26 protein-coding genes and 1 other RNA gene are annotated in these 23776 nt (G+C 62.9%); 16 read left to right on the top strand and 11 right to left on the bottom strand.

What is annotated here, in order from left to right; genetic code table 11:
• Nucleotides 1–110 precede the first annotated feature (110 nt).
• Genes AB4Z53_RS05180 through AB4Z53_RS05170 form a run of 3 tightly spaced genes read left to right on the top strand, consistent with a single transcriptional unit; the run spans nt 111 to nt 1554 of the window.
• Entirely contained in the window at nt 111–443 is a 333-nt protein-coding gene (locus AB4Z53_RS05180; protein ID WP_291152619.1) for an ArsR/SmtB family transcription factor, read from the top strand.
• A 1-nt stretch (nt 444) separates the two neighbouring features.
• Nucleotides 445–921 (top strand): SRPBCC family protein, encoded by a 477-nt coding sequence (locus AB4Z53_RS05175; protein WP_113538833.1) that lies wholly within the window; start codon nt 445–447, stop codon nt 919–921.
• 12 nt (nt 922–933) lie between these two features.
• Entirely contained in the window at nt 934–1554 is a 621-nt protein-coding gene (locus AB4Z53_RS05170; RefSeq protein ID WP_291152540.1) for a dihydrofolate reductase family protein, read from the top strand.
• A gap of 116 nt (nt 1555–1670) precedes the next feature.
• Here AB4Z53_RS05170 and AB4Z53_RS05165 read toward each other — a convergent pair whose 3' ends face one another.
• The 5 genes from AB4Z53_RS05165 to AB4Z53_RS05145 form a co-directional block, all read right to left on the bottom strand.
• Nucleotides 1671–2600, bottom strand: a complete 930-nt coding sequence (locus AB4Z53_RS05165) for a hypothetical protein (protein ID WP_441595069.1) — start codon at nt 2598–2600, stop codon at nt 1671–1673.
• Nucleotides 2540–3508 carry a MerR family transcriptional regulator gene (locus AB4Z53_RS05160; RefSeq protein WP_441595067.1) on the bottom strand — a complete coding sequence of 323 codons (969 nt, stop codon included), beginning with the start codon at nt 3506–3508 and terminating at the stop codon, nt 2540–2542. The genes AB4Z53_RS05165 and AB4Z53_RS05160 overlap by 61 nt, the downstream gene beginning before the upstream one ends.
• 122 nt (nt 3509–3630) lie before the next feature.
• Nucleotides 3631–4827: a CmlA/FloR family chloramphenicol efflux MFS transporter gene (cml, locus tag AB4Z53_RS05155; RefSeq protein WP_441595065.1), complete on the bottom strand. Its 1197-nt coding sequence runs from the start codon at nt 4825–4827 to the stop codon at nt 3631–3633.
• Nucleotides 4828–5079: 252 nt separating this feature from the next.
• Complete coding sequence (locus AB4Z53_RS05150; protein WP_441595063.1) at nt 5080–5886, bottom strand: nucleotidyltransferase domain-containing protein; 807 nt, start codon at nt 5884–5886, stop codon at nt 5080–5082.
• Between the two features lie 140 nt (nt 5887–6026).
• The gene (locus tag AB4Z53_RS05145; RefSeq protein ID WP_441595061.1) at nt 6027–6299 is read right to left on the bottom strand and encodes a BON domain-containing protein; all 273 of its coding nucleotides are present in this window, start codon (nt 6297–6299) and stop codon (nt 6027–6029) included.
• A gap of 241 nt (nt 6300–6540) precedes the next feature.
• Here AB4Z53_RS05145 and AB4Z53_RS05140 point away from each other — a divergent pair, with 241 nt between their 5' ends.
• Nucleotides 6541–7485, top strand: coding sequence for an AEC family transporter (locus AB4Z53_RS05140; RefSeq protein ID WP_441595059.1), 945 nt, complete (start codon nt 6541–6543; stop codon nt 7483–7485).
• Nucleotides 7486–7650: 165 nt separating this feature from the next.
• Here the strand turns inward: AB4Z53_RS05140 and AB4Z53_RS05135 are convergent, their stop codons facing one another.
• Nucleotides 7651–8352, bottom strand: a complete 702-nt coding sequence (locus tag AB4Z53_RS05135; protein ID WP_441595057.1) for a c-type cytochrome — start codon at nt 8350–8352, stop codon at nt 7651–7653.
• 156 nt (nt 8353–8508) lie between these two features.
• Between AB4Z53_RS05135 and AB4Z53_RS05130 the strand changes: the two genes are divergently transcribed.
• From AB4Z53_RS05130 to AB4Z53_RS05120, 3 genes are all read left to right on the top strand, one after another.
• Nucleotides 8509–9273: a 3-deoxy-manno-octulosonate cytidylyltransferase gene (locus AB4Z53_RS05130; protein ID WP_441595055.1), complete on the top strand. Its 765-nt coding sequence runs from the start codon at nt 8509–8511 to the stop codon at nt 9271–9273.
• A gap of 18 nt (nt 9274–9291) precedes the next feature.
• Entirely contained in the window at nt 9292–10146 is an 855-nt protein-coding gene (locus tag AB4Z53_RS05125; protein WP_441595053.1) for a prephenate dehydratase, read from the top strand.
• 454 nt (nt 10147–10600) lie between these two features.
• Nucleotides 10601–10738: a DUF1127 domain-containing protein gene (locus AB4Z53_RS05120; protein ID WP_064817013.1), complete on the top strand. Its 138-nt coding sequence runs from the start codon at nt 10601–10603 to the stop codon at nt 10736–10738.
• Between the two features lie 106 nt (nt 10739–10844).
• On the opposite strand, the gene AB4Z53_RS05115 is transcribed toward AB4Z53_RS05120, so the two are convergent.
• From AB4Z53_RS05115 to AB4Z53_RS05100, 4 genes are all read right to left on the bottom strand, one after another.
• On the bottom strand, nt 10845–11213 hold the full coding sequence (locus AB4Z53_RS05115) for a VOC family protein (protein ID WP_113538842.1): 369 nt from the start codon (nt 11211–11213) through the stop codon (nt 10845–10847).
• Between the two features lie 75 nt (nt 11214–11288).
• A complete protein-coding gene (locus AB4Z53_RS05110) occupies nt 11289–11996 on the bottom strand; it encodes a helix-turn-helix transcriptional regulator (protein WP_441595051.1) in 708 nt (235 codons plus the stop codon).
• A 28-nt stretch (nt 11997–12024) separates the two neighbouring features.
• Entirely contained in the window at nt 12025–13005 is a 981-nt protein-coding gene (gene nudC / locus AB4Z53_RS05105; protein WP_113538844.1) for an NAD(+) diphosphatase, read from the bottom strand.
• Between the two features lie 2 nt (nt 13006–13007).
• Nucleotides 13008–13457, bottom strand: coding sequence for an HIT family protein (locus AB4Z53_RS05100; RefSeq protein WP_162768814.1), 450 nt, complete (start codon nt 13455–13457; stop codon nt 13008–13010).
• Between the two features lie 64 nt (nt 13458–13521).
• On the opposite strand from AB4Z53_RS05100, the gene ffs reads away from it, so the two are divergent.
• The 6 genes from ffs (at nt 13522) to AB4Z53_RS05070 (ending at nt 18701) form a co-directional block, all read left to right on the top strand.
• An RNA gene (gene ffs / locus AB4Z53_RS05095) (signal recognition particle sRNA small type) lies at nt 13522–13618 on the top strand.
• Between the two features lie 45 nt (nt 13619–13663).
• Nucleotides 13664–15532, top strand: coding sequence for a DNA polymerase III subunit gamma/tau (locus AB4Z53_RS05090; RefSeq protein ID WP_441595048.1), 1869 nt, complete (start codon nt 13664–13666; stop codon nt 15530–15532).
• Nucleotides 15533–15571: 39 nt separating this feature from the next.
• On the top strand, nt 15572–15895 hold the full coding sequence (locus AB4Z53_RS05085) for a YbaB/EbfC family nucleoid-associated protein (protein WP_029742357.1): 324 nt from the start codon (nt 15572–15574) through the stop codon (nt 15893–15895).
• A gap of 230 nt (nt 15896–16125) precedes the next feature.
• Nucleotides 16126–16737 (top strand): LysE family translocator, encoded by a 612-nt coding sequence (locus AB4Z53_RS05080; RefSeq protein ID WP_113538847.1) that lies wholly within the window; start codon nt 16126–16128, stop codon nt 16735–16737.
• A gap of 77 nt (nt 16738–16814) precedes the next feature.
• Nucleotides 16815–17420, top strand: a complete 606-nt coding sequence (gene recR / locus AB4Z53_RS05075; RefSeq protein WP_113538848.1) for a recombination mediator RecR — start codon at nt 16815–16817, stop codon at nt 17418–17420.
• A 42-nt stretch (nt 17421–17462) separates the two neighbouring features.
• A complete protein-coding gene (locus tag AB4Z53_RS05070; RefSeq protein WP_113538849.1) occupies nt 17463–18701 on the top strand; it encodes a lytic murein transglycosylase in 1239 nt (412 codons plus the stop codon).
• Nucleotides 18702–18822: 121 nt separating this feature from the next.
• Here AB4Z53_RS05070 and AB4Z53_RS05065 read toward each other — a convergent pair whose 3' ends face one another.
• Nucleotides 18823–20457 carry an MFS transporter gene (locus AB4Z53_RS05065; protein WP_291152587.1) on the bottom strand — a complete coding sequence of 545 codons (1635 nt, stop codon included), beginning with the start codon at nt 20455–20457 and terminating at the stop codon, nt 18823–18825.
• Between the two features lie 272 nt (nt 20458–20729).
• Here AB4Z53_RS05065 and rimP point away from each other — a divergent pair, with 272 nt between their 5' ends.
• From rimP to AB4Z53_RS05050, 3 genes are read left to right on the top strand one after another with little or no spacing between them, the layout of a single operon-like run.
• Nucleotides 20730–21350: a ribosome maturation factor RimP gene (gene rimP / locus AB4Z53_RS05060; protein ID WP_113538851.1), complete on the top strand. Its 621-nt coding sequence runs from the start codon at nt 20730–20732 to the stop codon at nt 21348–21350.
• 46 nt (nt 21351–21396) lie between these two features.
• Nucleotides 21397–23016 (top strand): transcription termination factor NusA, encoded by a 1620-nt coding sequence (nusA, locus tag AB4Z53_RS05055; RefSeq protein WP_113538852.1) that lies wholly within the window; start codon nt 21397–21399, stop codon nt 23014–23016.
• A gap of 5 nt (nt 23017–23021) precedes the next feature.
• Nucleotides 23022–23729 carry an RNA-binding protein gene (locus AB4Z53_RS05050; RefSeq protein WP_441595044.1) on the top strand — a complete coding sequence of 236 codons (708 nt, stop codon included), beginning with the start codon at nt 23022–23024 and terminating at the stop codon, nt 23727–23729.
• The last annotated feature ends 47 nt before the right edge of the window (nt 23730–23776 follow it).

Here is a 23776-nt window from a genome sequence, read left to right as displayed (position 1 = left end):
TCGGCTCTCTACCTGCGGTCGCCGGCACGGCGCCGTGTGACAACAAGCTCCATGCGTCGAATTTAATAGTTATCCATTGTGCTAAGTGTTTCTCCATGATACTTAGCCTTATGGAACAGTATTCAAATCGATTGGACGTGATCTTTCAGGCGCTCGCCGATCCGACCCGGCGCGCCGTACTGGCGCGGCTTGGCGGCGGCCCGGCAAGCATCAGCGATCTCGCCCGCCCCTTCGAGATGGCGCTGCCATCCTTCATGAAGCACATCCATTACCTGGAAGGCAGCGGCCTGATCCGCACGCACAAGCAGGGCCGGGTGCGCACCTGCGCCCTTGAGAAGGCGCAGTTCGCCGTGGTCGAGACCTGGCTTTCGGCGCAGCGCGCGCTCTGGGAAGGCCGTGCTGACCGGCTGGAAAAATTCGTCACCGAACACGAGGAGGAATGACATGACCCGCTCTCCAGACCCCGAACTCGACCTGACGATGGCGCGCGTCATCAAGGCGCCGCGCGCGGCCGTCTGGCGCGCGTGGACCGATCGGACCCGGCTTGAGCAATGGTGGGTGCCGGCGCCGGCCATATGCAAGGTGATCGACATGGATCTGAAGCCGGGCGGCAGCTTCGTGACCCGGATCAGCGAGGACGGCGGCGATTTCGTGCCGCACATCAATGCCTGCTTCCTTGCGGTCGACGAACTCTCGCGCATCGTCTTCACCGACACGCTGCTTGCCGGCTGGCGCCCGGCGGAAAACGCCTTCATGACCGCAATCATCACGCTGAGCGATCATCCGGCCGGCACCGAATATGCCGCCCATGTGATGCACCGGAACGGTGCGGACCGGAAGATGCACGAGGAGATGGGTTTCCACGACGGCTGGGGAACGGTGGCCGAGCAATTGGCCCGCTTCGTCGAGCAAACCCACTGAGGAGGCAATGACATGCGCAATATCGTGCTGCAGATGATGACGACGCTCAATGGTCGCCTGGACGATCCGCTTGCCTGGATGGGCACGGTCGTTGACGAGCAGTACCGGGCGATCGACCGTCTCTACGCCGGCTACGACACGGTTCTCGTCGGTCGCACCACCTATGAGGAGATGGTCGGCTACTGGCCGGGCGCGCTGAACGACGAGGCGGGCGGCGAGACGAACCGCGTAATGGCCAAACGCATGCACGACTACCGCAAGATCGTGTTCTCCCGCACCGGCGAACCGATCAGCCCTTGGCACAATGCCGAGCGGGTCGTGGCTGCCGATGATGAGGCGCTTTCGCGTTACCTCACGGATCTCAAGGCCGGGCCCGGCGGCGATATCCATCTCTCGGGTGGAGCAAGCCTGGCGCAGACGATCATCGGCCTCGGACTGGTCGATCGCTACCACTTCTTCGTCTATCCCGTCGTCTCGCCGGGAGAACCGTGGTTCGCGCGGCTGAGGGATAAGAACGACCTGCGGCTCATCGGCAGCGAAAACTACGACAACGGTGTCGTCGGCCTTCACTACGCGACAGTGCGCGACGCGAAGTCTGAACGCCCGAAGAGCTTCTCTGAGCTTATCGCCTGAAGCAACTCCAGGAAAAGTGCGAGGCGGTTTTCCGTCCGGAGTTGCGTCACTTCGATGAGCCAACTCCAGGAAAAGTGCGAGGCGGTTTTCCGTTCGCGATGCCGTGGTCACCGCAATCAGTCTCCGCTTCGCAGAGCGGTGAGCAGCCGATCGTAGGTCGGAGCCAGCCGCCGCAGTGTTTCGGCGGCTTCCGCATCTCTGCGCAGAACCAGCGGGTATTGCAGCGCGCCGATGAACTGCGCCTGTTCGCCCGCGATCGCCGCGGACCTGGGAAGGCCTGCGCGCTTGAGGCAGGTTGCAGCGTCTGCGGCGCGGCGGGCACCGACACGAACGGCGAAGTGGACGAAATGGGCGCGCAGACCCTGGTCACAACCTTGTTCGACGCGCGTCGCCAGCGTCTCGGCGGCGTCGGCGTTGCCGAGGCTATCAGGCGGCATCGGCCGGTCCGTCGCCATAGATAGCCAGTGGATTGCAGCCGGCAGCGAGGCCCGGATCGCCTCCACCTCCGAAACCTCCGCCACGCACGAGAAACCGGACCGCATCGTGAAGGAATCGCCGTAGGTGAGCGTCTTCGCGCTCCAGGCCGCCATGAAGTCGCGGATGGGCAGCGAGGCGTAGGGGTAGCCCTGCGGGTCGTGCATCAACACCCGTTCTTCGTCGAGCGCGAGGATCACGACATAATGGTCGGCCTCGATCGGCCCGGTCATGCCGGGCTGATGGCGGAGATGACCCATTTCCACCGGCCCGACCCAGACGGGCCCGTCCTTCAGTGCCGAGCGGAGACGCGAAAGCGCGTCCTCGGCATCGTCACCCTTGCTGACCTCCGAGGTCCAGCCGAGCGCGGCAAGTGCGCCGTCGAACCCGGCTTCCGGATCCCAGCCATAGGGATCGAAGAACGGCAGCGAGCCGCCGATGAGCTGCATGCCGAACGGGCTGCTCGTGGCAAATTCGATGACGGTGGGCGAGGGCGCCGCCTCGCCGAACATCATGGCGAAGGAGTTGGCGTAGCAATAGGGGCCGGAGCCCACATAGGGAACGTGCCGCATTGGTTGGTTCCTTGGGTTATCGGAGGTGCGAGGTGGCTTGCGGAATGGCTTCGATCAAGCATTTCCGGGGCCGGGGACGTGGTATTCCCTGAGGAATGGGTTCTAGGCTCGATGGGATAGGCGACGTCGAACCGGGCGCCGTCGCTGCCGGGATAGATTTCGTAGGGGCTGCCGAAACAGTCGAGATCGCTGCCTTGTTCAAACCAGGCCTCGATCGCGTCGTAGATACGAAGCACCGCCGGAAAGGTTTCGAACGCCTCGGGCACCGGCAGGAACGCCGCTCGCCCCGCTGGCTGAAGCCGCAGGTGCAGATCGCCTGCCGGCTCAAGACTGCCGGCATAGCCGATCGCGACTTCGACGAGGCCCTTGCCGTCATGGTTCACGGGTTCATGGAAATGCAGCGTCATCGGCCCGTCGTTGCTTTTGCCGCATTGCGCCAGATAGCTCCGGATCTCCGCTTCGGCGCTTTCCGTGAAAGCTTCAAGCGCGTCGACGGTCACATGGCCCTGCCGATAGACGATCTTCGAAGGGGCGACGTCACGGAGGCGAACGGCCTCGATCAGTGCATCATCGCCACCGGTGGATTGCCTGACGATTGCCTCTACCAGTTCGCTCTGCTCCTCGAGCCGTTTTGTCTGTACCTCCAGCCAGGCGCGCAGTTCGGTGAGGCGCACCTCGGGCTGAAGCTCGATCAGGCGCGCGATCCGGGCAATCGGCAGACCCAGTTGCCGCAGTCTTGCAATCAGTCGGGCGCGACCCGCCTGCTCGGCGGCGTAGTAGCGATAGCCGGTTACCGGATCGATATGGGCGGGTACGAGCAGGCCCTGCTCGGCATAGAGCCGCAATGCTTTCGGCGACAGTCTTGTGGCGGCGCCGAATCGGCCGGCGAGGAAATAGGAATCGGTCATGGGGACAAGTCTGGGGCTTGCCCCAGGGGCGAGGTCAAGAGGCATCCTTTGATCGTCACGGCCACCGCCGGATATGTCGGTGGAAAGCTCCCGGAGCAGGTGACCGCTCCGGGAGATCGGGCCTAGCGCCGTTCACGCCGGTTCAGGCACGCCAGCGTCAGCAGCGTGATCGTCGCCATCACCAGGCAGTAGCCGACGAGCGGCCAGGCCGTGTCACCCCTGAGCAGCAGCACGGCGCCGGTGCCGACGAGGCCGACGATCAGGCTCTGGACGCAGAAGTAGAGTGCCACGGCCGTTCCTGCGATCGCGTCGAAAGCTTTGAGCGCGCCGTTTGCGGTTACCGAGGCACTCATGACGATGCCGACGGTGATCACCCACATGGGCAGCACGAAGCTGACGAACGAAGGTGTGGCAAGGACGTCGCCGACCGCAAGCAGCAGCCCTCCGAGCATGATCAGGCCCATGCCGCGGGCAAGGCAGCCCGGGATTCCGTAGCGCGCGACGAAGCCCTTGGCGAAGCGCGTGGTGATGATCATCACCACCGCGGCGGTCGCAAAGGCCAGGCTGAAGCCGAACTGCGAATAATCGGCGCGATCGATGAGCAGGCGTGGCGCGGTCGAGAAAAACACGAAGAACGCGCCCATCGCCGTACTGAAGCCGAGCGTATAGGTCCAGAACGCACCGCTCCTGAGAACCGGTGCGAAGCTGGGCATCACGTTGCTCGACTGCGCTGGCCGGGTTTCCGACCAGCGCAGCAAGGCCTGGCCGAGTGCGGCAAGACCGAGCACGCCGAGCGTCAGGAAGATCGCCCGCCAGCCGAAGGTACCTGCTATCAGCGCGCCGGCAATCGGCCCGAGCGCCGGCACGAACGAGAGCATGGCGCTGAAGAGGCCATAGATGGTCACGCCCTCCGGGCGTGCGCCATAGACGTCGCGCACCGTCGCGAAGGTCGCGACCAGTGCGGCCGAAGCGCCCGCCGCTTGCACCAGCCGGAGTGCCACGAAGGCCGGTGCCGAACTCGTGGCTGCAAGCCCCAGCGACGAAAGCGCAAACAGCGTCGCGCCACCGAGAAGGACCGGACGCCGACCGAAGCGATCAGAGAGCGGGCCGAAGAGGATCTGTCCGAGGCCGAGTAGCAGCATGTAGAGGCTGAGCGTCAGCTGGACGATCGCCGGTGACGTGCCGAGGATGCCGGGCATTTCCGGCACGACAGGCAGATAGATGTCCATGGCGAGCGACGCCAGGATATCGAAAGGCGCCATCAGCAGCAGGGCTGCCGGTAGCGAATAGGACCAGAGGGGTGAGTTATGATCGGGCATGATGAAACATCCGCACAAATGGGTAACATTCGGCGGCGATCTGCCACTTCATCAAATCTTGGGAGTGTGAGCCGACAGACGCCGCAACAACTTTTTCAAACCGTTGTTGCGGCTTACCTGGTTGCTGACGCTTCGGTCCTCATGCGGTCAATCCAAAAAAGAGTTCATCGATCAAACGTCGGCGTGCTTAGCATCTGGGCCAGGTTTCAACAACCCGGGCACGCGTTGCTCGCAGACCCTGGATCTCGGTCGTCAAGCCCGAGCACCTTCGGCGAAGCTGAGCACCGTTTCTTGAAAGAATGTTTCCACATCTCCGTAGGCTTCCGGCGGGGCATGTATGCGACCACCGCCAAATGCGTCCTGCGCCAGCAGGAACTCGTTGTCGATGAAGTTGAGAATAGGGCGTGGAACGGCGGCAAAGCCCAGTTCTCGACTGGATGCTTTGCGCAACAGAAGTTCATCCACGATCGCCCTGACCCGGGGTGGCAGGTCAATTTCGGCCATGAGGGTCGGAAAATGCATGGGAGGCACGGCCAGATCGGGATGGCCGCGCAGCCATCTCAACGCAGCCGCAGGCCGTAGCGCATAGAAGACCTTCTTTTGGGCAACGTTCTGGGTGTCGCCAAAATAGGTTTTGCGCTGGCGATCGCCCAGGTGAAGGTAGTGGCGCCCGATCAGGTCCCTGCTCGCATAGAGATGGGCCAACTCCAGAAAGCGGGTGCGAAAGGATGCTGAGCCGCAATAGACGATTGGGGATGTCAGCCATTCGAGGATCACGGCATTGCCCTTGAGCATCAGTTTCAGCGCTTTGCCGAGGTCCCATCCGTTGACGTCGAAAACGCCTTCGAGCGGCGTTTCGATAACGTCCCGCTTGACCCAGGGAGACAGGTAATCTTCCAGCCGGCGAACGAAGATGAAGCGGCAGTCATAGTCGCTGTCCGGGGAGGGGAAGCCCCATGCGCGGCTGCCGCTTTCGATGGCGATCGGGATTACGACGTGGTTCTGCGCTCGGATCGCCTCAAGCCTCCGATCGATGTTCGCCACGACGTCCAGCGCCATGTTCGGCGCAATAGCCCTCAGTCCCATTTCCAACTTCCATCCGAATCGATCGAAACATGTGTTCATGCATGGATCGATAGCGTTTCGCCCAGAGGTTGTCCTGGAGAATGTGGCCCAGAAAATGTGGATAGGGGCTTGGTTCAGTCTGCCGCGTCTGGCTTCGCGGTCAATCGGTTCTCGACGCTCGCGACGCCGACGACGAGTGCCGCCGCATCGCCGGCGCAGGAGATGTCCGCTTCGCTTGCAACCTCGCCGGAAAGCACCACGATCTCGCCGAGCGCCATCACCGAGACCGCGCTGGTATCGATCATCGTCGCATAGCCGATAAAGCGCAGCACCTTGGCGGCGAGCGCGTCATCCCTCAGATGCGGGTCATCGTCCCGGTGGGCATATATGGGTCTTTCTGGCGGCATGGTCCGTTCCTCACGCTCTTCCGAACGCCTGCAACCGACGAAGGTTCCCTTGGTGTTGGGGCCGCACATGCGCTTGCGGCCCGGGTGCGAAGGCGGTTATTGCTGGTGCGACCATCCAGGAGCGGGATGAGGAAAGTGCCTGCGGTCCTCCGCCCGCATCTCGCTCTACCTCATGAGAAGCGATCACGTTCGGTGATTTCGAGGCGACACGCCGCAAATCATTGTGATCCAGGGCCCGTGCATGTCCGATATCTTCCAGAACGTCCTGCCTATCTTCATACTGATCCTTGCCGGCTGGCTCCTGGTTCGCTCAGGCTATCTGAAACCGGCAGTCGGTGAAGCGCTCGGGGACTTCGTCTTTCGCGTCGCCGTTCCCATTCTGCTGTTTCGCACCATTGCCGAAGCGGATTTCAAGGACGGGTCGCCCTGGCCGCTCTGGGTCGCCTATTTCTCCGGCGTCGCCGTCACCTGGACAGTCGGGCATCTGGCGGCAACGCTCGTTTTCGGCCGCGATGCACGCATGGGGGTTCTCGCCGGCGTCTCCTCGGCCTTCGCCAACACCGTGTTCATCGGCTTGCCGTTGGTTTCACGCATCGTTGGCGAAGAGGGCATCGTGGCGATTTCGATCCTGCTCTCTGTGCACCTGCCGGTCATGATGATTGCGGGCACGCTGCTGATGGAACGGGCCGAACGGCGCGCGAGCGGAAAGCCGGGGCAAAGCCCGCTGCAGCTTCTGGCCGGCGTCGGCCGCAACCTGGTCCGCAATCCGCTGGTCATCGGGCTTGCCTGCGGTGCCGCGTTTCACCTCATCGGTCAACCGCTCGGCGGCCCGGTGAAAACCGTCGTCGACCAGCTCGCCTCCATGGCCGCGCCCGCAGCGCTGATCTCGATCGGCATGGCGCTCGACAAATACGGCCTCGCCGGCAATCTCGGCCTGGCGTCGTTTACCAGCGTGCTGAAGCTCCTGGTCATGCCCGCGGTCGTGTTCACGAGCTGCCATCTGCTCGGCCTCAACGACAACTGGACGACGGCGCTGGTGCTGACATCGGCGGTGCCAACCGGCGTCAACGCCTGGCTGATCGCCAACCATTTCAACGTCGGCCACGCACTCGCTTCCTCGACCATCACGTTGACGACCGCGCTCGGCGTCATCAGCGTTTCGGTCTGGGCCTATATTCTGGTGTGACTGCTCCTGAATGTCCGGAAAGAGTTTCGTCGGGAGGAGCGAAATCCCTCTGGCGATTCGGCCGGATGGGTGGTGTCCGGATGCGCGGTGCAATGTGCCCTGGAAACGCAAAAAGGCCCGGCGCGAGCCGGGCCCTTTCGAATGGGTTGGTTCCAACCGCTAAGCTTATTGTGCCGGTGCCGGCTGGCCTTCGGCAGGCTTGGATTCCGTGGCCGGCGCAGCCTGGCCTTCAGCCGGCTTGGTTTCGGTCGCCGGAGCTTCGGCCGGAGCTGCGCCTTCGGTGCCAGCAGCCGGTGCAGCTTCCGCCGCGCCGCCAGACGCATCCGGCAGCGGAGCCGGCGAATCTGCCTGCTCGCGCAGCCAGGCGATCAGGTTGGCGCGTTCGTCGGGCTTCTTGACGCCGGCAAAGCCCATGGCAGTGCCCGGAACGTGCTTCTTCGGCGCTTCGATGAAGAAGCTCAGGTGATCGTAGTCCCAGACGACCTTGCTGCCTTCGGAGAAGGTCTTCATGCCTGCCGAATAGCTGAAGCCTTCATGCGAGGCGATCGGACGGTTGACGAGGCCCCAGAGGTTCGGACCAACTTTGTTTGCGCCGCCCTTGTCGGCGGTGTGACAGCTTGCGCACTTCTTGAACACGGTTTCACCGGCAGAAGCGTCGGCCTTGAGGAGCAGCGGCTTGATGTCGACTTCTGCTTCTTCCTTGCCACCGGTGCCAGCTTCAGCCGTGCCTTCTTCGGCGACGATCGTGAAGCCTTCCTTCTCGGGAGCCTCGGAATGGAAAATGCCTTCTGACGCAATGGACACGGACATCAGAACGAAGACCGTCCCCAGAAAGGCACCCACGCCCATGTTCACATATGAATTCATCTGCAAACGCTCCCTTTGCCACCGGCGCAAACAAAAACCCGGCCTATCTTGAAATCGCGCGGAACCTATGTCTTTTGGCTCTGCGTTGCAACAGTGATTATCGGCCCCGAACTGAGACTTATTGACACTTTCGGCGGGGTTTTTGAAAGCAAGATCATGAATCGCGAAAATTCAGGCAAAGCCATCGTGCTCATTCCGGCGCGCATGGCCTCGACACGCCTTCCCGGAAAGCCGCTCGCCGACATTTGCGGCCTGCCGATGATCGTCCAGGTGGCGAAGCGCGCCAGCGAAGCGGATGTCGGTCGCGTCGTCGTCGCCGTCGACGATCGGGAGGTCTTCGATGTGGTGCGTGCCGCCGGGTTCGAGGCGATCATGACCCGGATCGACCACCAGTCCGGCTCCGACCGGATCTACGAAGCGCTGCAGAAGGCCGACCCCAACGGCGACGCCGAAATCGTCATCAACGTCCAGGGCGATCTGCCGACGGTCGAGCCGGCATCGATCCGCGCCGCGCTGAACCCGCTTGAAAACGCCGGCACCGATATCGCCACGTTGACGGTGGCGATCACCGAAGAGAGCGAAAAGACCAACCCGAACATCGTCAAGGTCGTCGGTTCGCCGCTGAGTGATACGCGGTTGCGCGCCCTCTATTTCACCCGCGCGACCGCACCTTACGGTCAGGGCCCGCTCTTCCATCATATCGGCCTCTATGCCTATCGTCGCCAGGCGCTGGAGCGTTTCGTTGCGCTTCAGCCCTCGGTGCTTGAGCGCCGCGAGTCGCTGGAGCAGTTGCGCGCGCTCGAAGCCGGCATGCGCATCGATGTCGAGATCGTCGGTTCGGTGCCGCTCGGCGTCGACACGCCGGTCGAACTGGAAAAAGCCCGCCGTATTCTCTCCGCCCGCCTTACCCATTCCGAATAGCCTGAGAAGGAAGCTACCGTGACCGTCAAGACCAACAGGATTTCCTTCCAGGGCGACTACGGCGCCAATTCCGACATGGCCTGCCGCGACATGTTCCCGTCGATGGAGCCGCTGCCCTGCCAGACGTTCGAGGATGCCTTCGTCGCTGTCGAGAACGGTGAGGCCGATCTCGCGATGATCCCTATCGAAAACACGATCGCCGGCCGCGTCGCCGATATCCATCACCTCCTGCCCGAATCGCGGCTGCACATCGTCGGCGAATACTTCATGCCGATCCGCTTCCAGCTGATGGTGCTGCCGGGTGTCACGCGTGACGAAATCCGCACCGTCCACAGCCACATCCACGCACTCGGCCAGTGCCGCAAGATCGTGCGATCCAATGGCTGGAAGCCGGTTGTCGCCGGTGACACGGCCGGTGCAGCAAAGCTCGTCTCCGAAAAGGGCGATCGCTCGATGGCAGCACTTGCGCCGCGGCTTGCCGCCGATCTCTATGGCCTCGAGATTATCGCTGAGAATGTCGAGGATACCGAAAGCAACGTCACCCGCTTCGTCGTGCTTTCCCGCGAAGAGCAGCGCATCGCCCGCAACAGCGACGACGAACTGATCATCACCACGTTCGTCTTCAACGTCCGCAACATTCCGGCCGCGCTCTACAAGGCGATGGGTGGTTTCGCGACCAACGGCATCAACATGACGAAGCTCGAGAGCTATCAACTCGGCGGCAAGTTCGTGGCCACGCAGTTCTATGCCGACATCGAAGGGCATCCGGACGATATCGGCGTGCGTCACGCCATGGATGAGCTTCGCTTCTTCTCCGAGAAGGTCCGCATCCTCGGCACTTACAAGGCGCATCCGATGCGCGGCGTGCTCTGAGCAGACAGCCTAGCTCGAGCTGAAGTCCAATCTCTTGCGCTTTGGAGGTGCGGGTCAGCCGGACCTCCAAACTTCGTTGGGCATGCGGGTCGGCGCCGCTTCTCTTCAAGGGGGATCGCGTCGGAACTTCCGTTCGTGGGTGGGCGTTCAGAACTGGAACTGCCTGAATTTTGACCAATTACTAAAACTCCCGGTTGTCTAATTGATGGGCCTGCCTCAGGTGCGACCTCGCATCTGGCTAACATCTTTCACGTGCATGTGGGGGCAATCAGGCGGAGTGCCGACCGGATTTCCCGCGAGAATCACTGGCTTCGAACTGCATGCCCGGTGATGAAAGTGGCGAAAATTCGTTAACCGGCTACGCGTTTGGTGCATGCCTAGTTTGCAATCGTGGCGCTACACAAATTTTAGGCAAATGCCTATTTGACGCTCGTACAAGTAAGGAGTGTTAAAGATGAAGATCCGTCAGAAGATCATGGAATATGCGAAGACCCGCCGTGCGATCCGCGAGCTGAACGCTCTCGACGATCACGCACTGAGCGACATCGGTCTTTCCCGTTCGCAGATCCAGGCCGCCGTTTACGGCCGCTAATCCGCATCATTCGCGTATCCCGCCGCCATTCAGTTACGGCCACCTTTGCACGTTCAGATGTGCGGCGCTGTAGAGGCTGGCGGGATACGCGCAGCTGCCTTCCCGATCACGAATCATGGAGGCAGACGCGCAACCGGTGACCATCCGGATCAAGCGCGACGAAGGTCGGACCGAAATCCATCTCGGTCAGTTCCTGTGCAATCGGCAGGCCCTTCGCTTTCCAGTCTTCGTACTGCGCGCGCACCGCGCCCTCATCTTCCACCATGAAAGCCAGTTCTGATCGATGGCCCGATGCCGTCGGCTCCGGGGCAACCGTGTGTTCGGCCCAAAGCCCGAGCGTGAAACCGCCCGGCAGCTCGAAGGACGAAAAGGTCTGGTAGGTAACGCTCGGTTCCTGCGCGAGGACCGTGCGATAGAACGCGACGCTTTCCAGCGGGTCCTTCACATAAAGTACGATGAGATTTGCCTTGGTCATGCTCTGCCTCCTTGTTGCGGGAGTTGCAGGCTAAGTTCGGCCGCTGCCAGTTTCTGTCAGCATCCTGCGCGCGTGTCAGGAGCCCACCGTCTGTCGGTTTGACGCGACAATGTTCTGGCTGGCGCGCCAGTCCTTCATCAGCACCTGACGGCGGCGCGGATAGCGCGCCTCGGTCACGGCCATCTGGCGCATGCGGTCCGCCCGGAAGTGGCGAAAGTCCAGGCGAAGTTCGCACCAGGCCATGACCATGCGGACATTTTCGAAGAAACCCAGAGCAAAGGGCCAGATCGTCCGCTCCGTTTCGCTGCCATCGTTGTCGACGTAGCGCAGTTCCACCTTGCGTTCGTTACGGATCGCCCGCCTGAGTGCGGCGATGTCGATGCCGTTGGTGGCCGGCGGGCTTGGGCCCACGAGAAGGGTCGAGCTTTCCAGCTCGTCGCGCAGTTCGGACGGCAGCACGGCGGCGATTTTGGCGAGCGCATTCGCTGCAGCCCCCGCCAGGTCGTCGTCTGTGCGTTTGGAAACCCAGCGCGAGCCGAGCACGAGCGCTTCGATTTCCTCCTGCGAGAACATCATCGGCGGCAGCATGAAGCCCGGCTTCAGGATATAGCCGAGCCCCGGCTCACCTTCGATGTGGGCGCCCTGGGCCTGCAGGCTGGCAATGTCGCGATAAAGCGTCCTGAGGCTGACGCCGGTTTCTTCCGCCAGCCGCTGGCCGCTCACCGGTTGACGATAGCGGCGCAGCACCTGCAGAAGATCGAGCAATCGTTCGGAGCGGGACAATTCCGATCCCCCTTGTCGAAGGCTGGCCTTACGCCCGCTCGCCCCAGGCGAGCCAGTCGCGCATGAGTTGGTGCGCGATCGCGCCCTTCGGCGGCGGAATATGCTCGTCGCCGGTATTGGCAACGCCGGTCGAGCGTTCGAGCATCGCGATCGTTTCCTCGCGCGTGAACCAGCGCACGTCCTCCAGTTCCTGCTCGTCGCGCTTGATGACCGTCGATTTCGCTTCGGCGTAGCAGCCGATCATCAGCGTGTGCGGCATCGGCCAGGGCTGCGAGGCATGGTAGCGCACCCGGCCGATATGGATGCCGGACTCTTCGTGCGTTTCGCGCCGCACCGCGTTTTCGATCGTCTCGCCCGGCTCGACGAAGCCGGCCAGACAGGAATACATGCCGGGCGCGAAATGCGGGCTGCGTCCCAGCAGGCAGAGGTCGCGTTCAAGGTCGATCGTCATCATGATGACGACCGGGTCGGTGCGCGGGAAAACCATATGGCCGCAGGCGGTGCAGACCCGGCGATAGCCGCCGGACTTGCCTTCCATCGGGCCGGCGCAGCGGCCGCAGAAGCGGTTGTTGGCGTTCCAAGTAATCAGGCTCGATGCCTGCGCGAACTGGCCGAGCAGTTCCTCCGGCAGCATCTGCTGCCTGTAGAGCGTGCGGCCGTCGGCGATCTTGAAGGGCTCGGTGATCGTCTCTTCGGTCAGGCCGGTCGGGACCGCGAGCCGTGGCTCGCCGTTCGGCAGGTAGCCGAGCAGAATTGTCTCGTCGAGCACCGGTTCGAGCCCTTCGAGTTCATAGGGAGCAAACAGCGGATCGATGATCTTTTCGTCGTGCTTGACGATCAGCTTTGGCCCCGAGAAGGCCAGAAAATGGGCGCCGGGATGCTTGAGCGCCAGCTCGACGCAATCGTCGGCGCGGTGCTCTGACTGGCGGTCCAGGTGATTCTCGGAAAAGGCGACGAGGGTGCTTGGCTCCGGATGCGGGCTACGAAGGTCAAAGATCGATTTCGTCATGTTCAGAGGTTTTCCAGAATGCGCGCTGCGAAGGCCTGATGTTCTTTCTCGTCCCATGGCTCCGACTTGCCGAAGCCCCAGACCGGCCCCGGCCAGTTCGGGTCGCCGTCGTTGCGGGCGATGATATGCACATGTAGCTGCCGGACGATATTGCCCAATGCGCCGACATTGATCTTTTGCGCGCCGGTGACCTTCTTCAGGGCGGTCGCCGCCATCGTCGTCTCGAAGGTCAGCATCGTCTGGTCGAGCGGGGTCAGGTCGAAGATTTCCGAGATGCCTTCACGCTGCGGAATGAGCACGAGCCAAGGCCAGCGGCGGTCGTTCATCAGCCGCATCTGGCAAAGCCCGATCGAGGCGATCGGGATGCCGTCGCGTTCGAGCCGCTCGTCTAGGGTGAAGGTCGCCAAGTCATTCTCCTCAGGCAAAGACAACGGATTCGCCTTGTTTTGCATATCGATATCAGTTTTTTGATGGCTTGGCTTGCATTTGCTTTCGATATTGCCGATATGGAAGCCGGGAGGTTGGTGGTGGACGAGCCACTCGCCAACCGGGTCAGGTCCGGAAGGAAGCAGCCCCAACGAGCCCGGCACGGGTCATCGTGCCAGCCTCCCACCTTTTCCGTCCTGTCGGGACAAGAGTTCGAACAGCGGCAGGGTCGATGAGCGACGACACGTCCATTTCATCCGTTGAGAAGCCGGCCGCCTACCGTGTTCTGGCGCGCAAGTACCGCCCCAAGGATTTCTCCGACCTGATGGTCGGCCAGGAGCCGATGGTGCGAACGCTCACCAACGCGTTCGAGACGGGTCGCATCGCGCAGGCCTACATGCTGACCGGGGTGCGCGGGGTCGGCAAGACGACCACCGCCCGCATCCTTGCCCGTGCGCTCAATTACAAGACACCTGACATCGACCGGCCGACGATCGACTTGCGTGTTCCCGGCGAACATTGCCAGGCGATCATGGACGGCCGCCATGTCGACGTCATCGAAATGGACGCCGCCTCGCATACCGGTATCGACGATATCAGAGAGATCATCGAGCAGGTGCGCTACCGCCCGGTTTCGGCGCGCTACAAAGTCTATATCATCGACGAAGTGCACATGCTCTCGACCCAGGCCTTCAACGGTCTGTTGAAGACGCTCGAAGAGCCGCCGGAGCATGTGAAGTTCATCTTCGCTACCACCGAAATCCGCAAGGTTCCGATCACGGTGCTGTCGCGCTGCCAGCGCTTCGACCTGCGCCGCATCAGCGCCTCCGATCTCGTCGGCCTGTTCTCGACCATCCTCGGTAAGGAAGCCGTTTCCTTCGATCCGGAAGCCCTCGCAATGGTCGCCCGTGCCGCCGAAGGCTCGGCGCGTGACGGCCTGTCGCTGCTCGACCAGGCGATCGCCCACGGCGGCGGTGCGGTCGAGGTCGAAACCGTGCGCTCGATGCTCGGCCTTGCCGACCGCGCCCGCATCGTCGACCTCTTCGATCATGTCGTCAAAGGCGATGTCGCGGCAGCACTCCAGGAATTTACCGCACAGTACGAGGCCGGCGCCAATCCGACGGTCGTGCTGACCGATCTTGCCGATTTCACCCATCTCGTCACCCGCATGAAATATGTGCCGGAGGCGGTCAACGATCAGTCGCTGAGCGAGGTCGAGCGCACCCGCGGCGCCGTCTTCGCCGAGACCGTCGCGGTCACCGCGCTGTCGCGCATCTGGCAGATGCTTCTCAAGGGCATTCCCGAGGCCGAAAGCTCGGCGCGCCCGGCCGGTGCTGCCGAAATGGTGCTGATCCGTCTGGCGCATGCCGCACATCTGCCGGCGCCGGAAGAGGCTGCGCGGCGTGTGCTTGAGCTTTCTGGCGGTGAAGGCGGCGGCGCCCGTCTTGGCCCGGGCGGTGGCAATGGCGGCGGAGCACAGGCTTCGGTTTCAGGTTCGATCTCGACGCAGGCAGCCCAGGCAATGCCGGTGCAGCGCCCGACGAGCAATGGCGCGACGATGTTGCGCGCGGTGCCGGATGTCGCGCCGCAACCGGTCGCAGTCGGCCGGATCGAAGAGCGACCGATGGCAGCCGTGGCTGCCAAGCCGCAGCCGTCGGTGCCGGTCAATTCGATCTCGGATATTGCCGAGCTTTGCGCCAAGAACCGCGACATCAAGCTCAAGACGCTGGTGCGCGGCTTCCTGCGGCTGGTACGCATCGAGGCTGGCCGTCTCGACGTCAACGTTTCCGACGATGCTCCGAAGACGCTGCTCGGCGAGGTCGCCGTCAAGCTCAAGGAATGGACCGGTATCCATTGGATCGTCAGCTACAGCCGCGAGGCCGGCGAGCCGACGCTGATCGAGCAGGAACAGCGGGCGCAGGAGCAGCGCGTCAGTGATGCGCGCCAGGATCCCGACGTCGCTGCCATTCTCGCCCGGTTCCCAGGTGCCAAGATCACCGACGTGCGCATTCGTGCCGTCGAGGAAGAGGCCGAGAGCGTTGCTCCGGCGACAGCCGAATCCGCCGATGGCGATATCGTCCCTGGCGACGACATCGAATAGTCCCGTCTGCGAGCAGAAACCAAAGAACAGGAGACGACGATGCGCGACATCATGGGGATGATGGGCAAGGTCAAGGAAATGCAGGCCAAGATGGAGAAGATGCAGGCGGAAATCGCTGCGCTCGAAGTCGATGGCACCTCCGGCGGAGGTCTGGTGACCGTTCGCCTCGATGGCAAGGGCACCCTCAAGAGCCTGAAGATCGACCCATCGCTCTTCAAGGAAGACGACGTCGAGATCCTCGAAGACCTGATCGTTGCCGCCCACAAGGACGCCAAGGACAAGGCCGAAGCCGTCCAGGCGGAAAAGACCCGCGAACTGACCGCCGGCCTGCCGATCCCGCCCGGCATGAAGCTGCCGTTCTGATCGCCTCCAAGGTTGAGTTCAGGATGCGGGCGGAACGCCGCCCGCAGATGTTGCGGTTGTGCCTGGCCGTGCGCATCGCCGGGTAACGCGCCGGCCCGTCTTCTGGCGCGTGAGCGGCCAACCTAGCGATCAGCAACGGATCGCGCCCGGTCCGCAACGCATGCATGCCCGCCGCTGCTGCCAACGGGGCCGATCCATGTTAGGTTGCAGCCTCCAAGAGGAGGCTGCCCATGACACTCACGTCCCTGCTTGTCTTTGCCGGCGCATTGCTGGTTGCGGCCGGTTCACCCGGCCCGAGCGTTGCGGCGCTGGTTGCCCGCGTGCTGGCAAAGGGTGCGCGCGATGTCATGCCTTTCCTCGTCGCGCTCTGGATCGGCGAGGCCATCTGGCTGTCCTTCGCCGTCGCCGGTCTTGCGGCTATTGCCGAAAGCTTCCATCTGCTCTTCCTCGCGATCAAGTGGCTGGGCGTCGGCTATCTGCTCTACCTCGCCTGGAAGATGTGGTCGGCCGAGCCGGATATGCCTGGCGATAACCTGCCGCAGTCGCGCTCCGCCATGAAGCTGTTCTTCGCCGGCATCACCGTCACGCTCGGCAATCCGAAGGTGATGATGTTCTATGTCGCGCTGCTGCCGTCGATCATCGACCTCAGCTCGGTGACCGTCGTCGGCTGGATGGAGCTGGTCGCGACCATGCTGGTCGTGCTCGTGGTCGTCGATTTCGGCTGGGTGGCGATGGCGTCGAAGGCGCGCACCTTCCTGAAAAGCCGCCGCGCCGTGCGCATCGCCAACCGCACGAGTGCCGCGACGATCGCCGGTGCTGCGGTAGCGATCGCCACGCGGTAGCCGCCTCTGCCGGTATCGTCGCAGCGCTTCTCTCGAAGACGATTCCGTTTCAGGCCGATATGGGCTAAAAGCGCGGCATGGCAAAACGAGTCACCGGCCCCGAAATCGAAAAACTCATCCAGCTCCTGGCAAAGGTCCCGGGGCTCGGGCCGCGTTCTGCACGGCGCGCCGCCCTCCATCTTGTCAAGAAGAAGGACCAGCTGCTGGGTCCGCTCGCCGATGCGATGGGCGAGGCGCACCGCAAGGTCCGCATCTGCTCCTGCTGCGGCAATGTCGATACGATCGATCCCTGCACCGTCTGTTCCGACGAGCGTCGCGACCAGTCCGTGATCATCGTCGTCGAGGACGTCTCCGACCTCTGGGCGCTGGAGCGCGCCGGCGCAATGAACGCCGCCTACCACGTGCTCGGAGGCACGCTGTCGCCGCTCGACGGTGTCGGCCCTGACGATCTCAACATCAAGGGCCTCGTCCAGCGCGTCGCCAATGGCGGCGTCCGCGAACTGATCATCGCCGTCAACGCCACTGTCGAGGGCCAGACCACGGCGCACTACATCACCGACCAGCTTGAAGGCATGGAGGTGAAGATCACCCGGCTTGCCCATGGCGTGCCGGTGGGTGGCGAGCTCGACTATCTCGATGAAGGCACGCTGGCGGCTGCGCTTCGCGCCCGCACGTCGATCTGAGCGGCGCCTTCGAACCCCGCGATCCAACCGATAGGAAGCCGGATGCTGAGACTTCTTTCACTTTCGACACTGCTGTTCTGCGGCTGGCTGGGGCTCGCGCAAGCGGCAACGAAGGCGGATGTCGAAGCTCAATTCCGCAGCTGGTTGCAGAACGACCTCTGGCCGGAGGCGAAAAAGGCGGGCATTTCCGCTGGTTCGTTCAAGGCGGCGTTTTCCGACGTGAAGCTCAACTGGGATCTGCCGGATCTGGCGCCTCCCGGCTTCCCGAAGCCGAAGGAACAGAAGCAGAGCCAGGCGGAGTTTTCTTCGCCCGGCAGCTACTTCTCTGAGAAGCGCCTGCAAGGGCTCGCCGCGACTGGCCGCAGCCTTGCCGCCACCCATGCGTCGACGCTCAAGAAGATCGAACGCACCTATGGCGTTCCCGGTTCGGTGGTCGTGGCGATCTGGGGGCGTGAATCCGGCTTCGGTCGCGCCAAGATCCCCTATCCGGTGGTCGACGTGCTGGCGACCAAGGCTTTCATGTCGACGCGACCTGATCTTTTCCGGCGCGAGCTGATCGCGGCGTTGCATATTCTCGACAGCGGTGACGTCGACGAGGCGGCGATGCGCGGCTCCTGGGCCGGCGCCATGGGCCAGCCGCAGTTCATGCCGTCGAGCTTCCTGCAATATGCCGTCGATTTCGACGGCGACGGTCGCCGCGACATCTGGAATTCGGTGCCCGACAGCCTCGCCTCGATCGCCAACTATCTCGTCAAGAAGGGGTGGCAGCGCGGTCGCGACTGGGGCTTCGAGGTGTCGATCCCCGAAGCGGTCTCCTGTGCGCAGGAAGGGCCGGATCTCGCCCAACCTCTCTCAAGCTGGGCGAATAAGGGCATCACGCGGATTTCCGGCAAGGTCTTCCCGTCGCACGAACTGTCGGCATCCTCGATGATGCTGGTGCCGGCCGGCCGGCACGGGCCGGAATTCATCGTCACGCCGAACTTCTATGTGCTGAAGGAATACAACAACTCCGATCTCTACGCGCTCTTCATCGGCAACCTCGCCGACCGCATCGCCACCGGCGGTGGTGCATTCCGCGGCAACTGGGGCGATGTCGGCAACATGCTGCGCTCGGACGTTCTCGCCATGCAGAAGGCGCTCGTTGCCAAGGGTTATGACGTCGGCAAGGTCGATGGTCTCCCCGGCTACAAGACGCGCCGCTCGCTCGGCGACTGGCAGGCAAAGAGCGGGCTTGCCGCCACCTGCTTCCCCGATGCCTCGCTGAAGGCGAAGCTGCGCTAACGTAAGTCTAGTCTGACGCTTCCGCGCGCTTACGTGCTGAAGTGCGAAAACGAAAAAGGCCCCGATGACGGGGCCTTTTTGTTGCATGGATCGATGTCAGCGTGGGGGTCGGCGACAGCACCTAGTGCATGTCCACGTTCACCTGTCGCTTGTAGCGCTCGTAATGCGTCGGAACGATCGTCTGGCGCTCGATCATCCGGTGCACGCGCGGCGGCGCAGCACCGCTATGCAGCGCCGTCAGCTTGTCGCCGACGGCGGCGTCGGCCTGGGTGCGCCGCTGGTTGTGGCGCACATACTCGACCCAGGTCGGCACGTGGTAGGTCTCGGTCCAGGTGGTCGGGTTCTCCAGATCGCGCATCAGCGCCCAGTGGCCCGCACCGTCACGGATGCGGATGCGCCGGCGTTCCGCCATGGTCGTCAGGAACTCGGGGATATCGTCATCGGCGATCTCGTAGTCGATCATGATGACGATCGGGCCGCTGCGCGGCTTGAGATCCAGTTCGAGCGGCGGCTCGTTGAAGCGGTTCAGCGGATCGAGGTTGAGCGAGGTGAACTCCGGTAGCGGCAGCCGGAAGCCGACCACGACGCCGGCGAACATCAGCAGACAGGAGCCCATCAGCGCGTTGGCCGCGCCATATTGTTCGGCCGCCGTACCCCAGAGCCAGCTGCCGCCGGCAATGCCGCCGAAGGTCATCGTCTGGTAGAGCGACAGAGCGCGGCCGACCACCCAGCGCGGCGTCGAAAGCTGTACGGTTGTGTTGAACAGCGACAGCGCCAGCACCCAGCAGGCGCCGGAGATCAGCAGCACGAGACAGCTGAGCCACGCATAGGTGCTCCAGGCCGTGATCGCGGCGCTGGCGGCAAAGCCGGTGAACGCGATGCGCACGATTGCCTCGCTGGAAAGCTTCTCCCGCAGGCGGGCGGAGAGCAGCGCCCCGCCGATCGCGCCGAGGCCGAAGCCGCCGAGCATCAGGCCGTAGGTGAGCGGTCCGCCCTGGACGAGGTCGCGGGCGACGAGCGGCAGCAGCGCGAGGATCGCGCTTGCCGAAAGGCCGAAGAGGAAGCCGCGCAGAAGCACCTTGCCGATGTTGGGCGACATCGCGACATAGCGCAGGCCCGCGGAAATGGCACGCCCCAGCGTTTCGCGCGGCAACGTGTTCGTCGGCACTTCACGCCGCCACCGCATCAGCGCGAAGAGGATCGCGAAGTAGCTGAGCGTATTGGCGAAGAAGGCAGCCGCCGCACCCAATGCCGCGACGATCGCGCCGCCGATGGCGGGGCCGACGCTGCGGGTGATGTTGAAGCCCATGCTGTTCAGCGCCACGGCGGCCGGCAGGTCTTCGCGCGGGACCATGTCGCCGACCGAGGCCTGCCAGGACGGATTGTTGAGCGCCGTGCCGCAGCCGATGAGGAAGGTGAAGAGCAGGAGCAGCCAGGGCGTGATCAGGCCGACATAGGCGCAGATCGTCAGGAGCGCCGAGACGAAGAGCATGAAGCACTGCGCCACCAGCATGATCCGCCGCCGGTCGAAGTTGTCGGCAAGCGCGCCGGACACGAGTGAGAAGAGCATGATCGGCAGCGAGGTCGATGCCTGCACGAGCGCCACCATGTTCGCCGAGGAGGAGATCGAGGTCATCAGCCAGGCGGCGCCGACCGATTGGATGAGGCCGCCGAAATTGGACGCGAGGCTCGCGATCCAGATCGTGCGGAAGATGTCGTGCTTGAAGGGTGCAAGCGGCGAAATACGGTGGGGCACCTCGTCTTCTCTCTTGTCCTTGATTGTCGTCTCGAAGCAGTTCGATTCCTGTTATAGGCCTGAGCACGCGAAGTGCCACCCGCTGAAACTGACCTTGTTGTCGAAGATCGCCGGTTGCGAGTGGATCGCTGCATTTGCAGCATGAGGCTCAACGCCTTGCAATTTGCGGCGATGGGGCGTATATGAGCCTCAAATTCTTGATCGGTAGATGAAGAGTGGGCCCGTCAGGACCCGCTCTTTTTTATTAGCCGGTCCGATGAGGAGATGATCGTTTGTCCGATACGACAACGGCTGAAAATGCAAATGAACCGCGCCTGATCACCGAAACCGGTCTCGACCAGCGCATCGCCGACATCATCGAGCCGGTCATCGTGCCGATGGGCTATCGCCTGGTGCGCGTGCGCATGTCCGGCCAGAATGGCCTGACGCTGCAGATCATGGCCGAGCGCAACGACGGCACCATGACCGTCGAGGATTGCGAAGAGATCTCCAAGGCCATTTCGCCGGTGCTCGATGTGGAAGATCCGATCGACAAGGCGTATCATCTCGAAGTGTCGTCGGCCGGCATCGACCGCCCGATGGTGCGCAAGTCCGACTTCTTCCGCTGGCAGGGTCACCTGCTGAAATGCGAGACGTCGGTTCTGGTCGATGGCCGCAAGCGGTTTCGCGGCAAGATCGTTTCCGTCGATGACGATGGTTTCCGGCTTGAGCGTGACCAGCCTGCGTATGGCGAGGAACCTGTTGTCGTGATCCCGTTCACCACGCTTTCCGAAGCGCGGCTGATCCTGACCGACGATTTGATCCGTGATGCGCTGACAGCCGACAAGAAGGCGAAGGCCGAGCGCGCCGCGAACGAGAATTTCGAAGACGAAGATTCACCTATTGAGGAATAAGTCGGGCGGAGCGTGAAGCCCCCTGCAACCCAAACGGAGACAAGACATGGCAGTCAGTGCTAACCGGCTCGAGCTTCTGCAGATCGCGGATGCTGTCGCGCGTGAAAAGGTGATCGACCGCGAGATCGTTCTGGCCGCGATGGCCGATGCGATCCAGAAGGCCGCCCGCTCGCGCTATGGGTCGGAATCGAACATTCGCGCCGACATCAACTCGAAGACCGGTGAAATCCGCCTGCAGCGTCTTCTGGAAGTGGTCGAGAAGGCTGACGACTATTCCACGCAGATCCCGCTCGAGCTTGCTCGCGATCGCAATCCGGACGCCAAGCTCGGCGACTTCATCGCCGATCCGCTGCCGCCGATGGACTTCGGCCGTATCGCCGCCCAGTCTGCCAAGCAGGTCATCGTGCAGAAGGTTCGCGAAGCCGAGCGTGACCGCCAGTTCGACGAATTCAAGGATCGCGTCGGCGAAATCGTCAACGGCACGGTCAAGCGCGTCGAATATGGCAACGTCATCGTCGATCTCGGCCGTGGCGAAGGCATCATCCGTCGTGACGAGATGATCCCGCGCGAAAACATGCGCTACGGCGACCGTGTCCGCGCCTTCGTCTACGACGTTCGCCGCGAACAGCGCGGCCCGCAGATCTTCCTGTCGCGCACCCATCCGCAGTTCATGGTGAAGCTCTTCACCATGGAAGTGCCCGAAATCTACGACGGCATCATCCAGATCAAGTCGGTTGCCCGTGACCCGGGTTCGCGCGCCAAGATCGCGGTTGTCTCGAACGATAGTTCGATCGATCCGGTCGGCGCCTGCGTCGGTATGCGCGGTTCGCGCGTTCAGGCCGTCGTCGGCGAACTGCAGGGCGAAAAGATCGACATCATTCCGTGGTCGCAGGATCCGGCATCGTTCATCGTCAACGCGCTGCAGCCGGCGGAAGTCGCCAAGGTCGTTCTCGACGAAGATGCAGAGCGCATCGAAGTGGTCGTTCCGGACGAGCAGCTTTCGCTCGCCATCGGCCGTCGCGGCCAGAACGTTCGCCTCGCTTCGCAGCTGACCGGCTGGGATATCGACATCCTCACCGAGCAGGAAGAGAGCGAGCGTCGTCAGAAGGAATTCACCGAGCGCACCAACCTCTTCATGGACGCGCTCGACGTCGACGAGATGGTCGGCCAGGTTCTGGCTTCCGAAGGCTTTGCCGCCGTCGAGGAGCTCGCCTATGTCGATCTCGACGAAATCGCGTCGATCGACGGCTTCGACGAGGAGACCGCGACCGAAATCCAGACCCGTGCGCGCGAATTCCTCGACAAGCTCGAAGCTGAAATGGATGCCAAGCGCAAGGAGCTCGGTGTCGCCGACGAGCTGCGCTCGATCGACGGCCTGACGAGCCAGATGCTCGTCGCCCTTGGCGAAGAAGGCATCAAGACGATCGAGGACTTTGCCGGCTGCGCCGCTGACGACCTCGTCGGCTGGAGCGAACGCAAGGACGGCGAGACCAAGCGCTTCGAGGGCACCTTCTCGAAGTTCGACGTTTCGCGCGCCGAAGCCGAAGCCATGATCGTTCAGGCCCGCCTCGCGGCCGGCTGGATCACGGAAGAGGACCTGGCAAGCGATGAGGCCGAAGGCGAAGAGCCGATCGAAGTTGCCGAAGGCGCCGAGCAGGACGCTTAAGGACAATGATCGCCTCTGATGATGCCGACAGCCTGCCTTCGGACACTCTGCCCACGGACGGGGGCCCGAAGGATCGGAGCGGCAACACGCGGACCTGCATCGTCACCCGCGAGAGCGGTTCACTCGACGAGTTGATCCGTTTCGTTGCCGGGCCGGACGGTCGCGTCGTTCCCGATCTGAAGCGGCAGCTTCCGGGACGCGGATGTTGGGTGAAGGCCGAGCGGGTGCTCATTGAAAAGGCGGTGGCGAAGAAGTTCTTCGCCCGCGCCCTGAAAGCGGACGTCAAGGCTGACGCAACGCTTGCCGATGACGTCGACCGGCTGCTCTGCGAGCAGTTGGCCGGCATGATGAACATGGCTCGCAAGGCGGCCCAGTTCATCTCCGGCGCAACGAAGACGGAACAGGCCGTACGCGGCCTTGCAGCGCTTGCCGTGTTCCATGCAGCCGATGCTGCGGCGGACGGCGTGCGCAAGATAGACCAGGCTCGCAAGGCGATGAGCTTCGTGGCCGACGACGAAATGGAAATACCTTCTTTCCGTCCCTTCACCGGGGCGGAAATGGAGGGCCTTTTAGGAAGTAATGCTTTTATCCATGCCGCAGCGCTTGCAGGGCAGGCGGGTGAGGGTGTAGTGAAGCGCGCAATCATGCTCGAAAAGTACCGAGGATCCGTCCCGGTCCGGGCCGAAGGCGGCGCTGGCAAGCCACAGCAATGACACGCGTCACCGGCGAATGCCGGCATCGCGGGTATTGTTCGAGACAA

This window comes from Ensifer sp. 2TAB8, assembly GCF_052115125.1.
GTDB lineage: Bacteria > Pseudomonadota > Alphaproteobacteria > Rhizobiales > Rhizobiaceae > Ensifer.
The sequence above is the reverse complement of the archived record's forward strand: the minus strand, read 5'-3'. Positions and strand labels throughout refer to the sequence as shown.

What these genes read in the sequence shown, in the direction of transcription:
- AB4Z53_RS05180 (WP_291152619.1), top strand. Translation starts at nt 111, where the DNA reads ATGGAACAGTATTCAAATCGATTGGACGTGATCTTTCAGGCGCTCGCC.
- AB4Z53_RS05175 (WP_113538833.1), top strand. Translation starts at nt 445, where the DNA reads ATGACCCGCTCTCCAGACCCCGAACTCGACCTGACGATGGCGCGCGTC.
- AB4Z53_RS05170 (WP_291152540.1), top strand. Translation starts at nt 934, where the DNA reads ATGCGCAATATCGTGCTGCAGATGATGACGACGCTCAATGGTCGCCTG.
- AB4Z53_RS05165 (WP_441595069.1), bottom strand. Translation starts at nt 2,600, where the DNA reads ATGCGGCACGTTCCCTATGTGGGCTCCGGCCCCTATTGCTACGCCAAC.
- AB4Z53_RS05160 (WP_441595067.1), bottom strand. Translation starts at nt 3,508, where the DNA reads ATGACCGATTCCTATTTCCTCGCCGGCCGATTCGGCGCCGCCACAAGA.
- cml (WP_441595065.1), bottom strand. Translation starts at nt 4,827, where the DNA reads ATGCCCGATCATAACTCACCCCTCTGGTCCTATTCGCTACCGGCAGCC.
- AB4Z53_RS05150 (WP_441595063.1), bottom strand. Translation starts at nt 5,886, where the DNA reads ATGGCGCTGGACGTCGTGGCGAACATCGATCGGAGGCTTGAGGCGATC.
- AB4Z53_RS05145 (WP_441595061.1), bottom strand. Translation starts at nt 6,299, where the DNA reads ATGCCGCCAGAAAGACCCATATATGCCCACCGGGACGATGACCCGCAT.
- AB4Z53_RS05140 (WP_441595059.1), top strand. Translation starts at nt 6,541, where the DNA reads ATGTCCGATATCTTCCAGAACGTCCTGCCTATCTTCATACTGATCCTT.
- AB4Z53_RS05135 (WP_441595057.1), bottom strand. Translation starts at nt 8,352, where the DNA reads ATGAATTCATATGTGAACATGGGCGTGGGTGCCTTTCTGGGGACGGTC.
- AB4Z53_RS05130 (WP_441595055.1), top strand. Translation starts at nt 8,509, where the DNA reads ATGAATCGCGAAAATTCAGGCAAAGCCATCGTGCTCATTCCGGCGCGC.
- AB4Z53_RS05120 (WP_064817013.1), top strand. Translation starts at nt 10,601, where the DNA reads ATGAAGATCCGTCAGAAGATCATGGAATATGCGAAGACCCGCCGTGCG.
- AB4Z53_RS05115 (WP_113538842.1), bottom strand. Translation starts at nt 11,213, where the DNA reads ATGACCAAGGCAAATCTCATCGTACTTTATGTGAAGGACCCGCTGGAA.
- nudC (WP_113538844.1), bottom strand. Translation starts at nt 13,005, where the DNA reads ATGACGAAATCGATCTTTGACCTTCGTAGCCCGCATCCGGAGCCAAGC.
- AB4Z53_RS05100 (WP_162768814.1), bottom strand. Translation starts at nt 13,457, where the DNA reads ATGCAAAACAAGGCGAATCCGTTGTCTTTGCCTGAGGAGAATGACTTG.
- AB4Z53_RS05090 (WP_441595048.1), top strand. Translation starts at nt 13,664, where the DNA reads ATGAGCGACGACACGTCCATTTCATCCGTTGAGAAGCCGGCCGCCTAC.
- AB4Z53_RS05085 (WP_029742357.1), top strand. Translation starts at nt 15,572, where the DNA reads ATGCGCGACATCATGGGGATGATGGGCAAGGTCAAGGAAATGCAGGCC.
- AB4Z53_RS05080 (WP_113538847.1), top strand. Translation starts at nt 16,126, where the DNA reads ATGACACTCACGTCCCTGCTTGTCTTTGCCGGCGCATTGCTGGTTGCG.
- recR (WP_113538848.1), top strand. Translation starts at nt 16,815, where the DNA reads ATGGCAAAACGAGTCACCGGCCCCGAAATCGAAAAACTCATCCAGCTC.
- AB4Z53_RS05070 (WP_113538849.1), top strand. Translation starts at nt 17,463, where the DNA reads ATGCTGAGACTTCTTTCACTTTCGACACTGCTGTTCTGCGGCTGGCTG.
- nusA (WP_113538852.1), top strand. Translation starts at nt 21,397, where the DNA reads ATGGCAGTCAGTGCTAACCGGCTCGAGCTTCTGCAGATCGCGGATGCT.
- AB4Z53_RS05050 (WP_441595044.1), top strand. Translation starts at nt 23,022, where the DNA reads ATGATCGCCTCTGATGATGCCGACAGCCTGCCTTCGGACACTCTGCCC.